This window comes from Polaribacter atrinae (assembly GCF_038023995.1).
In the GTDB taxonomy this organism is placed as follows: domain Bacteria; phylum Bacteroidota; class Bacteroidia; order Flavobacteriales; family Flavobacteriaceae; genus Polaribacter; species Polaribacter atrinae.
Genome location: NZ_CP150660.1, coordinates 3,633,910 through 3,648,966, shown reverse-complemented (window position 1 = coordinate 3,648,966; position 15,057 = coordinate 3,633,910). Strand labels below are relative to the sequence as shown.

Genomic DNA, 15,057 nt, shown 5'->3' with positions numbered 1-15,057 from the left:
AATTATTAAACAGCTACATCATATTCACGTAACGCATCGTTTAAAGAAGTCTTTTTATTGGTACTTTCTTTTCTTTTCCCTATAATTAAAGCACATGGGACATTGAATTCTCCTGCTGGAAATTTCTTTGTATAACTACCAGGAATCACTACAGAACGAGCAGGAACAACTCCTTTAGTTTCTACAGGAACATCACCAGTAACATCAATAATTTTAGTACTCATTGTTAATACAACATTTGCACCTAAAACTGCTTCTTTTTCTACTCTTACACCTTCTACAACAATACATCTAGAACCAACAAAAACTCCGTCTTCTATAATTACAGGTGCCGCTTGTAATGGTTCTAAAACACCACCAATACCTACTCCACCAGAAAGGTGAACGTTTTTACCAATTTGTGCACAAGAACCAACCGTAGCCCAAGTATCTACCATGGTACCTTCATCTACATACGCACCAATATTTACATAACTTGGCATTAAAATAGTACCTGGTGAAAGATAAGATCCTTTACGAGCAGACGCTCCAGGAACTACACGAACTCCTTGCGCTGCATAATCTGTTTTTAATGGCATTTTGTCGTGATATTCGAAAATACCTGCTTCTAAAGTTTCCATTTTCTGAATAGGGAAATATAAAACTACTGCTTTTTTCACCCATTCATTTACTTGCCATCCACCATCTATAGGTTCTGCAACTCTTAAAGCTCCTTTATCTAATAAATCAACAACTTTTCTAATTGTGTTAATTGTATTTTCTTCTTTTAACAACTCGCGGTTTTCCCAAGCTGACTCTATGATTTCTCTAATTTCTTTCATCGTAATATGTATATTTGCGCAAATATAAATCTATCCACAAAAACGTGGACGAATATACGTTTTTTAAACAGATTATTACATCTTGTTTAAAATACAATTATTCAATCTTTTTAAAAAAAAGTGTTAACTAATTGATAATATTTCAATTAAACAGCAGTTATTATTTTATAACTTTTATTTTTGCAAAAAAACTTTTAATTTGGGTAAAATTCTAGCCATCGATTTTGGTAAAAAAAGAACAGGTATTGCAGTTACAGACGAACTACAAATTATTGCCTCTGGTTTAACAACCGTAAATACAGAAGATTTAATTTCATTTTTAAAAAAATATATTTCAGAAAATGAGGTAGAACTTTTTATAGTAGGAAAACCGAAACAAATGAATAATACCGATAGTGAAAGTGAAGCCTTGATATTACCACTTCTAAAAAAACTTGAAAAACAAATACCTCAAATTCCTTTGTTAAGAATTGATGAACGTTTTACTTCTAAAATGGCTTTTCAAACCATGATAGATGGTGGTTTAAATAAAAAGCAACGTAGAAACAAAGCTTTAATTGATGAAATTAGTGCTACCATTATTTTACAGTCTTATTTATATAATAAATAAAATCAATGCTTAACTGTTAAATTGATTCAGATATTACAACATCAATTAAGCAACTTATAACAAACAGTTTACACATCCGAAGAATGAGAAATACACTTTTAAATAAGGCATGCTTTTCAGCTATTTTTTACGTATAATTTATTTTATTCTAAAAAAGACAAAACTGTTTAAAACAAAACTTCAAAAAAAAAAAGAAATCCAATTTCAAAAAATTCGTAATTCGTAATTCTAAATTGTATTTTTGCCAATCTTAAAAAAAAAAGAAATGATTTTACCAATAGTTGCTTACGGAGATCCTGTTTTACGTAAAGTAGGAACTGAGATAGATGCAGATTACCCTAATTTAGAGAAATTAATTTCTAACATGAAGGAGACCATGTACAATGCTTCTGGTGTTGGTTTGGCAGCTCCTCAAATTGGTAAAGCAATACGTTTATTTATTATTGATGCTTCTCCTTTTGCTGAAGACGAAGATTTATCTGAAAAAGATAGAGAAGCTTTAAAAAACTTCAATAAAGTTTTTATCAATGCAAAAATTTTGAAAGAAGAAGGTGATGAATGGGCTTTTAACGAAGGATGTTTAAGCATACCAGATGTAAGAGAAGATGTTTTTCGTCAGCCAGAAATTACTATTGAATACCAAGATGAAGATTTTAAAACGCATACAGAAACCTTAGATGGTTTAGCAGCTAGAGTTTTTCAACATGAATACGATCATATAGATGGCGTTTTATTTACAGATAAACTGTCTACTCTTAAAAAAAGATTGATTGCAAAGAAATTAGAGAAAATTTCTAAAGGAAAGATTAATGCAGATTACAGAATGCGTTTTCCTAATGCAAAAAAAGGTAAATAATATACAACCATGTCTGTTCGAACTAAATCGAAAAGATATTTAATATAACATACAAGATGGAATTTAACAAAATTATTGCCGTAACAGGTAAACCAGGATTATTTCAAGTAATCTCACAATCTAAAAATGCAGTAATTGCAGAATCTCTAGTAGAAAAAAAACGTGTAGCAATTAACGCTGCTCAAAACGTAAGTTTGTTAGAAAACATAGCAATTTACACGTATGAAGAAGATGTACCTTTATTAACCATTTTTACTTCTATGTTCGAAAAAACAGCAGGAAAAGAAGCGATATCTCATAAAGAAAGTAGTAAAAACTTAACTAACTTTTTCTCTGAAGTATTACCTGGTTATGATGAAGAAAGAGTATATGCTTCTAACATAAAAAAAGTAATTCAGTGGTTTAATATTTTAGTAAAAGCTGGTATGGAGTTTCCTAAAGTAGAAGAAGTTGCTACTGAAGAAACTGAGAAATAGTAAATCAGTATTCAAATCTAAAAAAATGAATAGCAGAAAAGAACAATTAGCCGCTTTTAATAGATTGTTAGATATTATGGACGACCTTCGTGAGAAATGTCCGTGGGATAAAAAACAAACCTTAGAAAGCTTACGTCATCTTACTATTGAAGAAACGTACGAATTGGCAGACGCTATTTTAGATAACGATTTACAAGAAATAAAAAAAGAATTAGGCGATGTGCTTTTGCACATCGTCTTTTATGCTAAAATTGGAAGTGAACAAAAAGCTTTTGATATTGCTGATGTTGCCAACTCAATTTCTGACAAGTTAATACACAGACATCCTCATATTTATAGTGATGTTGTTGCTGATACCGAAGAAGAAGTAAAACGTAATTGGGAACAATTAAAATTAAAAGAAGGAAACACATCTGTCTTAGAAGGTGTACCTAAAAGTTTACCTGCTGTTGTAAAAGCAAGCAGAATTCAAGAAAAAGTAAAAGGTGTTGGTTTCGATTGGGAACACCCAGAACAAGTTTGGGAAAAAGTACAAGAAGAATTAACTGAGTTAAACGAAGAAGTAAAAGCTGGAAACAAAGAAGAAACTGAAAAAGAATTTGGTGATGTCTTATTTTCTATGATAAACTACGCTCGTTTTATTGGTGTAAACCCAGAAAATGCTTTAGAAAAAACGAATAAAAAGTTTATCAATCGTTTTCAATTTCTAGAACAAGAAGCTAAAAAAGAAGGCAAAGAACTTGCTGATATGTCTTTAACTGAAATGGATGTCTATTGGGAAAAATCAAAAGAGTTTTATAAATAAGACATCTTCAATCTCAATGTCAGGTCGAGCGCAGTCGAGATCTCTTAATAAAATCACTTATTTTTCTTCGGATAAAATTTCGACTCTAAAAAGCCTAACCCGTACCCTAAAAACTGTGTTAAAGAAGTAAATACGCTCAAAAAAGCGACCTTTAAGTTCTTATTCTGCACTAAAGAATCTAAGAAAATTAACAAGAAATAAAATCCGTAGAAATACAACAGTTGATTGTAGCCAAAAATGGCTAAAATGATACTTATATCAATTCCTATAATAAATAAAGAAGGAAACCAATAGGTTGGTTTTGCAGTTTCTGGATATTTTTTATTCAAAATGGGTCTTGCTGTTCCGAAACCAAAAGTTTGTTTAAAAAATTGCTGAATAGAGCTTCTTCTTTTATGGTAGACAAATGCCTTTTCTATCAATTGTGTTCCAAAACCATTTTCCCAAAGTCGGAATGTTAAATCGATATCTTCTCCGTTTTTCATTTTAGAAAAACCTTGTGTCTTGTTAAAAGCTCGTTTAGAAAGACCAAGATTAAAACTTCTTGGTTGAAATTTACCAACAGCTTGTTTTTTACCCCGAATTCCGCCTGTAGTTAACACAGAAGTCATAGAATAATTAATTGCCTTTTGTAACGATGTAAAACTTTTATGAGCTGCATCTGGACCACCAAAAGCATCTGTAAAATTGATTTCTAAAGCGTTGTTTACTTCGGATAAATACTGTGGAGGGACAATCACATCCGAATCTAAAATAATATAATAATTACCAGAAGCTTTTTGCATTCCGAAATTACGACTTGCTCCTGCTCCACTATTTTCTTTAAAAATATATTTTAAGTTAAGCCGAGACTTATATTCCTCAACAATATTTTCACTTTTTTCAGTAGAACCATCTTCAATAATTAAAACTTCAAAATCATTAGAAAAATCTTGTTTTGTAAGACTATCTAACAACTCTTCTATTTCATTAGGACGGTTGTAAACAGGAACTATTATAGAAAAATTTAGGCTCAAATTATAAACATTTTCAAAGTTTCAAAAAATTAAACCATTTTAAAACTATCTTGTAAATGTAAAAAATTGAAAGTTCTTAATTCAGAAAAAATAACAAAATATAGGTAGCTTTAACTTAGTAGTATTGAAAATGCCATCAAAATAAAAACAAAACCATTTATTTTATTTAACCAGACATTAAAACTAGAATTACTTTGTAGTTTTTGAGAAAAAAGAATCGCAAAAAAAAGACAATCCTAAATACCAAATAGTACCAATAAGTGCAAATGTAAAACCTAGTAAAATAAAAGGTACTGGGTTTTCTATTTCTAAAAGATTGATAAACTGAGGAAAAAAGGCCAAAAAGAATAATGCAACTTCCTAATTTAAAGTATTGGTAAAAAATCCGACCCAAAAATCACTTTTCCCTTTTTTTTGCGGTTTGTTTTCATCTTCAAAATCCATTACCACTTTATTATTTTTAAGCTTAAAAAAACCAACATACTTTATCATATCAAAAGCAAAGTATGATTTAGAAATTAGTAAATAAAGCCCCAAAGTTCCTAAAAAAGTATGTATTAAACCCCCTGCATTAATACCCAAAGGAGAACGTATGCTAGACTTTCTCCCTTGAGCTATAGATTTATTCATTAGTTAGAGAAAAAAAGATCCTAATAAAACAATCAAAAAGATTATTGAATTTTGTAAATTGGTAAAGGATAAGTGAAAGGATATTTTTTATATTTGAGATTCATACTTTTTAAAATAAAGACTATCTTATACCCAAATAAATCAAATGTTTTTAATATCGTAGAAGTTGCCTATTTTAAAACAATAAAAAAATATGCTTAATACAATTATCAACTTTAGAAAAGCGTTAATTATAAATACAGAAAACAAAAATTCTGAATATTTTTAAAGAAAATTACTAAGAAAAAAAATGACACTAGAAGAATTAAAATATCCGATTGGAAGAACAAATATTCCTGAAAATATCACCCAAAAAAACATTGAAGATTGGATTTCTATTTTAGAGAGATTCCCCCAAGAATTGGAATTCTTAATTAAAAAACTATCTGACAATCAATTAGACACTCCTTACCGTGAGGAAGGTTGGACAATTAGACAAGTAGTACATCATTGTTACGACAGTCATCATAATGCCTATACACGTTTTAAATGGGCTTTAACAGAAGACAAACCTGTTATTAAAGCATATTATGAAGAACGTTGGGCAGAATTGGACGATTCTAAAGCTGCACCTGTATTTTTATCAATCGATGCCTTAAAAGCCTTACACTCTAAATGGGTTTATTTCTTACGTGGCTTAACAGATGTACAGTTAGAAAAAACATTTATTCACCCTTCGAGAAACGAAAAGGTTTGCTTAAAAGAGAACATCTGCATTTATGCTTGGCATAGTAAACATCATTACGCACACATAGAAGAGCTAATGATTAGAGAAGGTTGGAAATAGGATGAAAGAAGAAATTACCTACGAAGATTTTTTAAAAGTTGATATTAGAATGGGAACTATTATTGAAGTCAATGATTTCCCTAAAGCTAGAAAACCAGCCTATCAACTAAAAATTGATTTTGGTGCTCTAGGAATTAAAAAATCGAGCGCACAAATTACTGATTTATATACAAAACAAGATTTACTTAACAAACAAGTTCTTGTTATTATAAACTTTAAACCCCGACAAATCGCTAATTTTATGAGTGAATGTTTGGTAATAGGTGTTTATAATACAACAGGAAATGTAGTTCTATTACAAGCTTCTAAAGAAATTAAAAACGGAACACAAGTTAATTAGCAATTAGTCCTTAATGAATTTAAACAACTACCAGAAACTTCTAAAACGACTATTTCTACTAATTCTTAGGGTTATTTAAAATAACTAAAGCTCCGATTACACCCGGAATCCATCCGCAAAGCGTCAGTAAAAAAATAATAAAGAAAGAACCACAACCTTTATCTATCACAGAAAGTGGCGGAAAGAAAATAGCAAGTAATACCCTTATAAAACTCATTTTTATATTTAGTTGGTTACAGAAATAAGACGAACCAAAAATAAATTTGTTACAGAGAAATGCTAAAAAAATAAAGTTTAAATATGTTATTTTCTATTTATAAACTAAACAAAATCAACATTTAATAATAAAATATACTTTATTTAAAATAAATTGTAAAAAAACTCAAAAAATATGTCACTAAAAGTGACTATCTTTATAAAAACGTGTCTTAAACTATATCATATAAAAATAAAGAATATGCTAACTAGTATTCTTAACTTTGCAAAAAACTAATCTATATTACTTATGAAAAAAATTTTATGTATTGTTTTATTTATTTCAATAGCTATTGCATGTAAATCTACCTCTGCAGTTAGTACCAAATTAGACAATAAAACCGAACGTATTTTAAAAGGAAATTTTACAATGACTGCTGTTGACTTTCCTGGATCAGACTTTTTAAGTGTAACTTCTTTTTACATAGCAGACTCTAAATGTTTTGTTGGTAGTGACTGGAGTTTTATTTCTAATAACAACAAAGGAGAAATGGCACTTACTAGTCTAAGTACTTCTTGTAAAGAATTTAGTTCTCCAATAACTTGGTACCTAAATAAAGATGGAAAATTTGTTTTAAAAATCATTAACGACTACAAAGCAAAAGAAGTAAATAATGGTTTTGTTTTAGATATTATAAATGTAACAGAATCAAGCTTCCAATTGGTAGACCAAATTAACGTTGCAGGACAAACAAAAGATATTACTTACTCTTTTCAAAGAAAATAATTAAAAAAGAAACACAATGAAAAAATCAATAATTTATAGTTTATCAGTATTATTTATAACAGCAAGCATGCTAACCTCTTGTGAAGCTGTTAAAAATGCAAACAACACACAAAAAGGTGCTGGTATTGGTACTGCAGCAGGTGCTATTTTAGGTGCCGTAATTGGAAACAATGTTGGAAATGGTAAAAATTCTGAATTAGGCGCTGTTTTAGGTGGTGTAATTGGAGGTGTTACCGGTGGTGTAATTGGTAATAAAATGGACAAACAAGCTCGTGAAATAGAAGAAGCAATACCTGGTGCAGAAGTAGAAAGAGTTGGTGAAGGTATTATGTTAACTTTAGGTGAAAATGCCGTTAGATTTGATACTAATAAAGCTACATTATCTGCAGGAGCAAAAGCAAATTTAGAAAAATTAGTTCCTATTTTTAATAGTTACGAAAATACTAATATTGTTATTTATGGTTACACGGACAGCACTGGTAGAGTTGAATACAACCAAACTTTATCTGCAAAAAGAGCAAATTCTGTAAAAGAGTATTTAACCACTAAAGGTCTTGAAAATGCAAGATTTGAAACCAAAGGTTTAGGTGTTAATGACCCAATTGCAACAAACGAAACTGCAGAAGGAAGAAGTAAAAACAGACGTGTAGAGTTTGCTATTGTTGCCAATGAACAAATGATTCAAGAAGCACAAAAAGAAGCTGGAAACTAAATAGAATCTGACAATTATAAAAAGGCTACTCAAATGAGTGGCCTTTTTTGTTTCATCAAACTATATTTTCCCTAATTTTGCAACCATAAACAATTAAGAATGCCACGTAGAGAACGAAATAAATTTGTAAAGAAGAATCAAGTTTTAGAATTAAAAATTGAAGATTACGCTTTTGGCGGAAAAGGAATTGCAAGAATAAAATCTGAAGACGGTAGTTTTGTGATTTTTGTACCCAATACCTTACCTGGTCAATTGGTAAAAGCACAAATAAGTAAGTCTAGTAAAAACTATGCAGAAGCTAAATTAATTGATGTTTTAGTACCATCTGAAGATGAAGTGGAAGTACCTTTTCAAGACATTCCTGGTGCACCTTACATTCAATTACCTATCGAATTACAACATCAATATAAAAAAGAAAGTACTTTAACCTTATTTAAAAAAATAGGAAAAGTAGAAAACATTGAAGATCTTTTTGATGAATTTGTAACCTCGCCAAATGTATTTCATTACAGAAATAAAATGGAATATGGTTTTTCTGCAATTGGTTATGATAGAATTAACAAAACAGATAAAGACGAGTTTACACTAGGTTTTAAAAGACGTGGTGTTTGGTGGATGGGAGATAATTTAGAAAAAGATTCTGGTTTGTTTGATAAACAACTAGAAGACAATCTAAAAAACATTCGTCAATATTGTATAGATACTGGTTTAGAGCCTTGGCATGGACCAAAAAAGACAGGTTTCTTTAGATATTTTGTAGTAAGAAAATCTTTTAAAACAGACGAATTACTATGTAATTTAGTAACCACTTCTCCTGAGTTGTCGAAGTTCGACCTACAAGCTTTTGCAGAATTTTTAAAAAATATTTTTGGCGAAAGATTAGCTGGATTATTACATACAATTAATGATGAAACTGGAGATAGAACTATTGCAACTGCTGGTAGTTTAGATTTGGTGTATGGTAAAGATAAAATTGTAGAAGAATTATTAGGTTTAAACTTTGAAATTAGCATGAAAAGCTTTTTTCAAACAAACCCAAAATGTGCCGAAAAATTATACAACAAAGTGGTTGAATATGTTTTAGAAGATAAAACAAAAGTAGACAATACAGTTGTAATGGATTTATTCTGCGGAACAGGAACGATCGGTCAGATTGTAGCTTCTAAAAGTGAAAACGCAAAAATTGTTGGTGTAGATATTGTAGCTTCTGCGATTGAAGATGCAGAAAAAAATGCCAAAAGAAATAACATTGAGGGCTTACAATTTTATGCTGCCGATGTTGGTAAGTTTTTAATTGCACATCCAGAATATCAGAATAAAATTAAAACAATTATTTTAGATCCTGCTAGAGCAGGAATTGCGCCAAAAACACTGCAAAAAATCATCAACTTAAACGCAGACAGAATGGTGTATGTTTCTTGTAACCCTGCAACGCAAGCAAGAGATACAGAATTGTTAGCTGAAGCTGGTTACCAGATTAAAAAAATTAGTTTGGTCGATCAATTTCCACATACAAGTCATATAGAAACGGTGGTTTTATTTGAGAGATAAAAATAGTTACTTACTGAACAATTATATCCATATTTGCTTAATATGGATATAGTTTGTATTTTTATGTCTTTAAATTAATGATATTATGAATATTAGTTTTACAAAACAGCAAGAAGAATACATATCTAATCAAGTAAAATCTGGTGAATATCAAAATAATAGTGAAGTTATTAGAGATGCTTTACGCCTTCATACAATTTATAGAAATAAAGTTATAAATGACTTAAGAGCCGAAATTGAAAAAGGATTTGAAAGCGGAATAAGCAAACGTTCGGTTAAGGATATTATAGCGTCTAAACGTAATCAATAATATGCTTACTATCAAAAATTATGAGTTAACTAATGAAGCTGATGCAGATTTAGATGCTATTTTTGATTATACAGAAAAAAACATAACCAAGACCAAGCCATACTATATTTATCAAACATCGAAGACTTATTTTTTAAGTTATGTAAACAACCAAATTTAGGTAGATTAAGAAACGATATTAAAGAAAATCTGTATAGTTTCCCTATTCAAAAACATCTTGTTTTTTATACAATAGACATCAATAAATTAATAATTATTAGGGTTTTACATGGCAGTAGAGATATGCCAAAACATTTAAAACCTAAATAAAAACTAACACTTATTCCCTACCCTAATTAAGTCTATTATTTTAATTATAATCTACTTTTATTTCTCTTCTTCCCTTATGTAACCTAAAATCTTTAAACGTATTGTTGATGTCTAATTGAACAATATTAGAGTGCGATGTTACATTCAGTAAAAATTCGTTTTTTATGGTAACGGACTTTATATTATCTGGATTTTGGGATAAGAAACAGATCACTTTTGTATGATGTTCTCCTGATTGTACATCTAAAATTTGGGGTATTAACTTTTTACCATCAAACTCCCAACTTGTTGTTTTGTTTAAATAGTTACCAAAATCTTCTTTAGAGACATGCAAACTACTAGACTCACCAAACTTAATAAAGTTTTCTTCATCAAACTCAATTTCTAGCATTAAAACATGTCCTCTTTTTATCACATTAAATGTTGCCGAAATAGATTCGTGTACATCATTTGTCATATTAATGTTTAAGAAAGCAAAACAGATTATTATTAAAATTCTCATTTTACAATAATTTTAGTTGTTCCTAATAGTTTTCCTTGTTTTAGAATACTCAATACATAAACTCCTGCACCTGTTATATTGTTTATTTCTACAACACCCTTGCCCACTTTTACCTTAATTAACTGTCCGTTTATAGAAAACAACTTAGCTTGGTAAGCTTCTAAATTTGTAGACACTATAGAAAAATCACCATTATTAGGGTTTGAGTTGATGTAATACCCTAGATCTTTTAAAGCGAGCTCTTTTGTACCTAAAGTAGCGCCACAGCTTTCATCGAAACTTGTTGTAGGATCATCTTTAGCAAATGGATTAACATTTGGGTTGGTATCATCACAATCATACGCTTTTACAAAACCATCGCTATCTGCATCAACATCATTTAAAGCAGCAGCATTACTAATAAAACTATCGTTAAAATTCCCTTTCATACATCTAGAAATCTGAGGAAAATCTTGCGTTACCACATAGTAATATTCAAAAGTTTCTTCACCTTGTGCAGTTGTTAATGTAACTGAAGCTTCAATTCCGTTACATTCGTCTAAATCTCCTTTTCCTGCTACGTAACCAAAATCATTTGTATATTTCCCGGAATACGGACCACAAGGAGCACTCAATCCATCTCCAGGTCTTAAACCGCTTTTTAATTGAAAACTCGGAAACATTTCCTTAATGTTACCATCTTTATCTGGGCCAAAACGATATAAAATAGGAAAACCATCTGATGCCCAACCTACTTGTAAAACGTCTGTTGTAGCTGATTCTTGTGTAGAAATTCCTTCTTCTAATTCCTCTACATATTCAAACATATTTCCATGATAGTGATACCCCGAGTTTGGATTTACATGAGCAGAAGCACAATCTAAACCAACAAAATCTCTTCCATCGCCAATATTTGTTGTAGGCTCAAAAACCCAATCCCAATTGTATTCTCCTGTATTTACATCTTCAAAAATAAACGGTGTCGCAGGTGCAGGCATCATATAAACACCATTTAAAGCAATACCAAAAAAGTTTACAGGTCTAACATTTGTTCTAGAAATATTGGTAACTTGTCCTGATAATTTAGGTTCTAAATCGAATCTGTAAACCCTATAATAAGGTTCTGGCGTTCTGTCTGCAACAAAACAAAAATTATGATTTGGGTAATTATTAGAGTATACAACTCGTTCATTTTGCTCTACAAATTCGTAATAAACACTTGGGTTAGATGGTGTGCCACAACAATCTATATTGTCATAACTTAAAACATCTGTAGTTCCGCAAGAACTATCACAATCATCTATGGTAGTTTCTGTTCCATTTTTAATTCCGTCGCTACAAGACCAATCACTTCTAATAATTTGAGCTTCTTGCTGCAACATCGTTTTAATAGTTTCTTGCGCTGTAGTTAAACTGCCTATTAAATTGGTTTCTTCTTTAATATCTGTAACAATATTATAAAACTCTTCGTTACCGTTATCATCTTCAATTAATTTATAGGTATCATTTCTTGTTGCCCAATATTGAATACCTCCATTTTCATAATCTGTATAATTTATTTTTTTTGAAACTTGTTTTTCAAATTTTAACGTAGGTTTTAAACTTAAACTATTTTCTGTACCACCTAACAATTGCACTCCAGCTAACTCTAAAATGGTAGCATGCAAATCGGTAGCTTGCACCAAACTTGTTTCTACTTCACTTACTCTTTCTACAGATTTACCAGTAATAATCATAGGTACACGAATTCCTCCTTCATATATAGAAGCCTTTGCATGTCCTGTTGGCCAATAACTATTTGCTTGACCAGGCGTACCATTATCACCAATAAAAATAATTACCGTATTTTCTAAAGTTTCTGCATCCATACTTTTTATAAGCCTATCTATTTCATAATCCATAGACTCAATCATAGATAAATAAGTAGATCTATTATCTGTAGGTGTAGTTGTATAAGTTCCTTCTGGTGGTACTTGAAAAGGCAAATGTGGTGCAACATGTGCTAACCATAAAAACCACGGTTTTGTTTGATTATCAATCCAAGATATTGCGCTATTAGTTAAATGCGTTGTTACATATTCTGTTACTTGCTCTTCATTCCCTTCAGAATTTACTTTTGTCCAATTATAGTAATCAGCTACCTGACTCGTAAAAAGCCCTTCGTAATAAGGTACACCAGAATCTTTTGGGTGACTGTAATTACTTACATCATTACCACCAATATGCCATTTACCAATTAAAGCCATGGCATAATCTGTTGTACTTTGTTCTTTTATCTTTGTAAACAAAGAAGTATGGCTCCTTTCTAAAATTAAAGGAGGTCTCATAACCCCAGTCTTAACAACAAATTTACCACTCATTATTGCAGCACGTGTTGGCGTACATTGTGGTGCTGCCCAACAATTGGTAAAAGAAAGTCCTTGTTCTCTAAAAGAATCTAGCGTTGGTGTACTAGGTAAATCTTCATTAATACCAAACCCTGGAGTAGAGTCTATTCCCATATCATCTGCAATAATTAATAATATATTTGGGGATTGTTGCTGACTAAAAAAGGTAGTTGTTGAAAAAATCAGCAATAAAACTGGTATTAAAATTCTCATTTTAGTTTATTTTTGGTTGTTGAAAGAGATAAGATAATGTATAAAATATATTAGGCTCCTTTATCGTTAAATTAGGGTGCCTAAAAGTTTAGACCCATTATTATGATAAAAGTTTAATTGTCAGTAGATTTATTTAAAAACTTATTAAATAAAAGTATGATTTGTCATACAAATGTTAAATCGAATCATAATTTCTAAAAATTTAGGCTTTATCTCTGAAAATGAAAGTATTTTAGCACCTAAAACTCCAATATGAAAAAACTAACAGACTTTGAAATAAATAGAAAATTAGAAAAACTACAAGATTGGGATTATTATGATGATGCACTGCACACCGATTTTGAGTTCGATAACTTTAAAGATTGTATGTCTGCAATGAATAGAATTGCATTTGAATGTGAGGCTTTAAATCATCATCCAGAATGGACAAATAATTACAATACTTTAGACATTAAGTTAACCACACATGATGTTGACGGTGTTACGAAACTAGATTTTAAACTGGCAAAAGCCATTAATAAAATTGTAGAAGTTGAAGAATAGTACCTATAAAATAATAGTTGTTTTAGTAATTGGATTACTTGTAAACGCCTCTTGTACAAAAGATGATTTCTGTTTGCAAAACCCTGTTACGCCAAATTTGGTATTGCGTTTTTATGATGATACCAACAAAGAAACTGTAAAAAGCGTAAGTAAGTTATATGTTTGGGCAGAAGGAAAAGATACCATTGCAGATTTTAATGGTGTAAGTTCAGACTCTATCTACATTCCTTTAAATAGTTTAACAACAGAAACCGTTTATAAATTTTCTAACGGAACAGATGTAGATACTTTTACCATCACCTACACTCCAAAAGAAGATTATGTTTCTCGTTCTTGCGGTTATAAAGTAATTTTTAATGATGTTACTTTTTATTCTGATAAAACTTGGATTAAAGAGTTTACACCATCAACATTAACAACATTAGACAATCAAAACACAGCGCATGTACAAATATATCATTAGCATCTGTTTCCTTTTTGTTTTTGTTAATGGACAATCTCAAGAACAAAAAAAAGACACACTTGTAGATGCTAAAAAAGATTCTATTGTCTATAAATCTAAATATGGTTTAAGATTGGGGATGGACATTAGCAAACCCATATTGGCACAATTTAATAGTTCTTATACAGGCTATGAAATTGTAGGAGATTATAGAATTAAGAAAAACTTATACCTTGCAGCAGAAGTTGGTTTTGAAGAAGAAACAACCACTGAAGACTATACTAATTCAACATCAAAAGGAACGTATTTAAGACTTGGAGTCAACTATAATGTGTATAAAAATTGGTTAGACATGAACAATGAGATCTTTATAGGAGCTCGTTATGGTCTTAGCCTTTTTGATCAAACCTTAAATAGTTACACACCCAACGTTAATACATTGTATTTCCCTGCAGACCAAATAACCTCAACTGTTTCTGCTACAGATTTAAATGTACATTGGACTGAATTTGTAATCGGTTTAAAAGTTGAAACCTTTAAAAACTTCTTCGTTTCTTTTAGTGGTTCTTATAAGATTTCAATGAGCGTAAAAGAGCCAGATAATTTTGAAACACTATACGCACCAGGCTTTAATAGAATATTTGACAGTGGTACAGGTTTTGGATTTAACTACACACTTACCTACTTAATTCCTTTTAAGAAAAAGTAATTTTATTACAGTTTAGTATTTTTTAGTAACTTTATCAA

Annotated in this window: 21 protein-coding genes; 15 read left to right on the top strand and 6 right to left on the bottom strand. The window is 30.4% G+C overall.

The window, feature by feature from the left end; genetic code table 11:
• Window positions 1-5: 5 nt before the first annotated feature.
• On the bottom strand, window positions 6-821 hold the full coding sequence (locus tag WG945_RS15895; protein WP_068450230.1) for a 2,3,4,5-tetrahydropyridine-2,6-dicarboxylate N-succinyltransferase: 816 nt from the start codon (window positions 819-821) through the stop codon (window positions 6-8).
• A 199-nt stretch (window positions 822-1,020) separates the two neighbouring features.
• Between WG945_RS15895 and ruvX the strand changes: the two genes are divergently transcribed.
• The 4 genes from ruvX to mazG all read left to right on the top strand — a co-directional run bounded on the left by ruvX (window position 1,021) and on the right by mazG (window position 3,568).
• Complete coding sequence (ruvX, locus tag WG945_RS15890) at window positions 1,021-1,431, top strand: Holliday junction resolvase RuvX (RefSeq protein ID WP_068450227.1); 411 nt, start codon at window positions 1,021-1,023, stop codon at window positions 1,429-1,431.
• Between the two features lie 265 nt (window positions 1,432-1,696).
• Window positions 1,697-2,287: a peptide deformylase gene (gene def / locus WG945_RS15885; RefSeq protein WP_068450275.1), complete on the top strand. Its 591-nt coding sequence runs from the start codon at window positions 1,697-1,699 to the stop codon at window positions 2,285-2,287.
• A 56-nt stretch (window positions 2,288-2,343) separates the two neighbouring features.
• Window positions 2,344-2,763, top strand: coding sequence for a DUF5606 domain-containing protein (locus WG945_RS15880; RefSeq protein ID WP_068450225.1), 420 nt, complete (start codon window positions 2,344-2,346; stop codon window positions 2,761-2,763).
• A 25-nt stretch (window positions 2,764-2,788) separates the two neighbouring features.
• Entirely contained in the window at window positions 2,789-3,568 is a 780-nt protein-coding gene (gene mazG, locus WG945_RS15875) for a nucleoside triphosphate pyrophosphohydrolase (RefSeq protein ID WP_068450223.1), read from the top strand.
• Window positions 3,569-3,621: 53 nt separating this feature from the next.
• On the opposite strand, the gene WG945_RS15870 is transcribed toward mazG, so the two are convergent.
• Window positions 3,622-4,584: a glycosyltransferase gene (locus tag WG945_RS15870; protein WP_068450221.1), complete on the bottom strand. Its 963-nt coding sequence runs from the start codon at window positions 4,582-4,584 to the stop codon at window positions 3,622-3,624.
• A gap of 360 nt (window positions 4,585-4,944) precedes the next feature.
• On the bottom strand, window positions 4,945-5,214 hold the full coding sequence (locus WG945_RS15865; RefSeq protein ID WP_157603654.1) for a LysE family translocator: 270 nt from the start codon (window positions 5,212-5,214) through the stop codon (window positions 4,945-4,947).
• Between the two features lie 289 nt (window positions 5,215-5,503).
• Between WG945_RS15865 and WG945_RS15860 the strand changes: the two genes are divergently transcribed.
• Both WG945_RS15860 and WG945_RS15855 read left to right on the top strand, forming a co-directional pair.
• Window positions 5,504-6,040, top strand: coding sequence for a YfiT family bacillithiol transferase (locus tag WG945_RS15860; protein ID WP_068450219.1), 537 nt, complete (start codon window positions 5,504-5,506; stop codon window positions 6,038-6,040).
• A 1-nt stretch (window position 6,041) separates the two neighbouring features.
• Window positions 6,042-6,380 carry a tRNA-binding protein gene (locus WG945_RS15855; RefSeq protein WP_068450217.1) on the top strand — a complete coding sequence of 113 codons (339 nt, stop codon included), beginning with the start codon at window positions 6,042-6,044 and terminating at the stop codon, window positions 6,378-6,380.
• Between the two features lie 58 nt (window positions 6,381-6,438).
• Here the strand turns inward: WG945_RS15855 and WG945_RS15850 are convergent, their stop codons facing one another.
• Window positions 6,439-6,597, bottom strand: coding sequence for a YqaE/Pmp3 family membrane protein (locus WG945_RS15850; RefSeq protein WP_082864245.1), 159 nt, complete (start codon window positions 6,595-6,597; stop codon window positions 6,439-6,441).
• Window positions 6,598-6,885: 288 nt separating this feature from the next.
• Between WG945_RS15850 and WG945_RS15845 the strand changes: the two genes are divergently transcribed.
• From WG945_RS15845 to WG945_RS17800, 6 genes are all read left to right on the top strand, one after another.
• Window positions 6,886-7,362, top strand: coding sequence for a lipocalin family protein (locus WG945_RS15845; protein ID WP_068450215.1), 477 nt, complete (start codon window positions 6,886-6,888; stop codon window positions 7,360-7,362).
• Between the two features lie 16 nt (window positions 7,363-7,378).
• The gene (locus WG945_RS15840; protein ID WP_068450213.1) at window positions 7,379-8,074 is read left to right on the top strand and encodes an OmpA family protein; all 696 of its coding nucleotides are present in this window, start codon (window positions 7,379-7,381) and stop codon (window positions 8,072-8,074) included.
• Between the two features lie 99 nt (window positions 8,075-8,173).
• On the top strand, window positions 8,174-9,625 hold the full coding sequence (gene rlmD, locus WG945_RS15835; protein ID WP_068450211.1) for a 23S rRNA (uracil(1939)-C(5))-methyltransferase RlmD: 1,452 nt from the start codon (window positions 8,174-8,176) through the stop codon (window positions 9,623-9,625).
• A gap of 85 nt (window positions 9,626-9,710) precedes the next feature.
• Complete coding sequence (locus WG945_RS15830) at window positions 9,711-9,935, top strand: type II toxin-antitoxin system ParD family antitoxin (RefSeq protein WP_068450209.1); 225 nt, start codon at window positions 9,711-9,713, stop codon at window positions 9,933-9,935.
• Window position 9,936: 1 nt separating this feature from the next.
• Entirely contained in the window at window positions 9,937-10,095 is a 159-nt protein-coding gene (locus tag WG945_RS15825) for a hypothetical protein (protein ID WP_157603651.1), read from the top strand.
• On the top strand, window positions 10,035-10,244 hold the full coding sequence (locus WG945_RS17800) for a type II toxin-antitoxin system RelE/ParE family toxin (protein WP_082864246.1): 210 nt from the start codon (window positions 10,035-10,037) through the stop codon (window positions 10,242-10,244). The genes WG945_RS15825 and WG945_RS17800 overlap by 61 nt, the downstream gene beginning before the upstream one ends.
• Before the next feature lie 40 nt (window positions 10,245-10,284).
• Here the strand turns inward: WG945_RS17800 and WG945_RS15820 are convergent, their stop codons facing one another.
• Together WG945_RS15820 and WG945_RS15815 are read right to left on the bottom strand one after the other, a co-directional pair.
• Window positions 10,285-10,746 (bottom strand): DUF6702 family protein, encoded by a 462-nt coding sequence (locus WG945_RS15820; RefSeq protein ID WP_157603649.1) that lies wholly within the window; start codon window positions 10,744-10,746, stop codon window positions 10,285-10,287.
• Window positions 10,743-13,325: a sulfatase-like hydrolase/transferase gene (locus WG945_RS15815; RefSeq protein WP_068450205.1), complete on the bottom strand. Its 2,583-nt coding sequence runs from the start codon at window positions 13,323-13,325 to the stop codon at window positions 10,743-10,745. The genes WG945_RS15820 and WG945_RS15815 overlap by 4 nt, the downstream gene beginning before the upstream one ends.
• Before the next feature lie 252 nt (window positions 13,326-13,577).
• Here WG945_RS15815 and WG945_RS15810 point away from each other — a divergent pair, with 252 nt between their 5' ends.
• From WG945_RS15810 to WG945_RS15800, 3 genes are read left to right on the top strand one after another with little or no spacing between them, the layout of a single operon-like run.
• Window positions 13,578-13,868 (top strand): 4a-hydroxytetrahydrobiopterin dehydratase, encoded by a 291-nt coding sequence (locus WG945_RS15810; protein ID WP_068450203.1) that lies wholly within the window; start codon window positions 13,578-13,580, stop codon window positions 13,866-13,868.
• Window positions 13,858-14,331: a DUF6452 family protein gene (locus tag WG945_RS15805; protein ID WP_231874657.1), complete on the top strand. Its 474-nt coding sequence runs from the start codon at window positions 13,858-13,860 to the stop codon at window positions 14,329-14,331. The genes WG945_RS15810 and WG945_RS15805 overlap by 11 nt, the downstream gene beginning before the upstream one ends.
• Window positions 14,312-15,019 (top strand): DUF6048 family protein, encoded by a 708-nt coding sequence (locus WG945_RS15800; RefSeq protein WP_068450201.1) that lies wholly within the window; start codon window positions 14,312-14,314, stop codon window positions 15,017-15,019. Before WG945_RS15805 ends, WG945_RS15800 begins: the two co-directional genes overlap by 20 nt.
• The last annotated feature ends 38 nt before the right edge of the window (window positions 15,020-15,057 follow it).

Coding starts and splice junctions, on each gene's coding strand:
- WG945_RS15850 (WP_082864245.1), bottom strand. CDS start 6,597: ATGAGTTTTATAAGGGTATTACTTGCTATTTTCTTTCCGCCACTTTCT.
- WG945_RS15865 (WP_157603654.1), bottom strand. CDS start 5,214: ATGAATAAATCTATAGCTCAAGGGAGAAAGTCTAGCATACGTTCTCCT.
- WG945_RS15800 (WP_068450201.1), top strand. CDS start 14,312: ATGTACAAATATATCATTAGCATCTGTTTCCTTTTTGTTTTTGTTAAT.
- mazG (WP_068450223.1), top strand. CDS start 2,789: ATGAATAGCAGAAAAGAACAATTAGCCGCTTTTAATAGATTGTTAGAT.
- WG945_RS15880 (WP_068450225.1), top strand. CDS start 2,344: ATGGAATTTAACAAAATTATTGCCGTAACAGGTAAACCAGGATTATTT.
- WG945_RS15815 (WP_068450205.1), bottom strand. CDS start 13,325: ATGAGAATTTTAATACCAGTTTTATTGCTGATTTTTTCAACAACTACC.
- WG945_RS15810 (WP_068450203.1), top strand. CDS start 13,578: ATGAAAAAACTAACAGACTTTGAAATAAATAGAAAATTAGAAAAACTA.
- WG945_RS15895 (WP_068450230.1), bottom strand. CDS start 821: ATGAAAGAAATTAGAGAAATCATAGAGTCAGCTTGGGAAAACCGCGAG.
- WG945_RS15840 (WP_068450213.1), top strand. CDS start 7,379: ATGAAAAAATCAATAATTTATAGTTTATCAGTATTATTTATAACAGCA.
- WG945_RS15825 (WP_157603651.1), top strand. CDS start 9,937: ATGCTTACTATCAAAAATTATGAGTTAACTAATGAAGCTGATGCAGAT.
- WG945_RS15845 (WP_068450215.1), top strand. CDS start 6,886: ATGAAAAAAATTTTATGTATTGTTTTATTTATTTCAATAGCTATTGCA.
- WG945_RS15830 (WP_068450209.1), top strand. CDS start 9,711: ATGAATATTAGTTTTACAAAACAGCAAGAAGAATACATATCTAATCAA.
- WG945_RS15860 (WP_068450219.1), top strand. CDS start 5,504: ATGACACTAGAAGAATTAAAATATCCGATTGGAAGAACAAATATTCCT.
- WG945_RS15855 (WP_068450217.1), top strand. CDS start 6,042: ATGAAAGAAGAAATTACCTACGAAGATTTTTTAAAAGTTGATATTAGA.
- rlmD (WP_068450211.1), top strand. CDS start 8,174: ATGCCACGTAGAGAACGAAATAAATTTGTAAAGAAGAATCAAGTTTTA.
- def (WP_068450275.1), top strand. CDS start 1,697: ATGATTTTACCAATAGTTGCTTACGGAGATCCTGTTTTACGTAAAGTA.
- WG945_RS15820 (WP_157603649.1), bottom strand. CDS start 10,746: ATGAGAATTTTAATAATAATCTGTTTTGCTTTCTTAAACATTAATATG.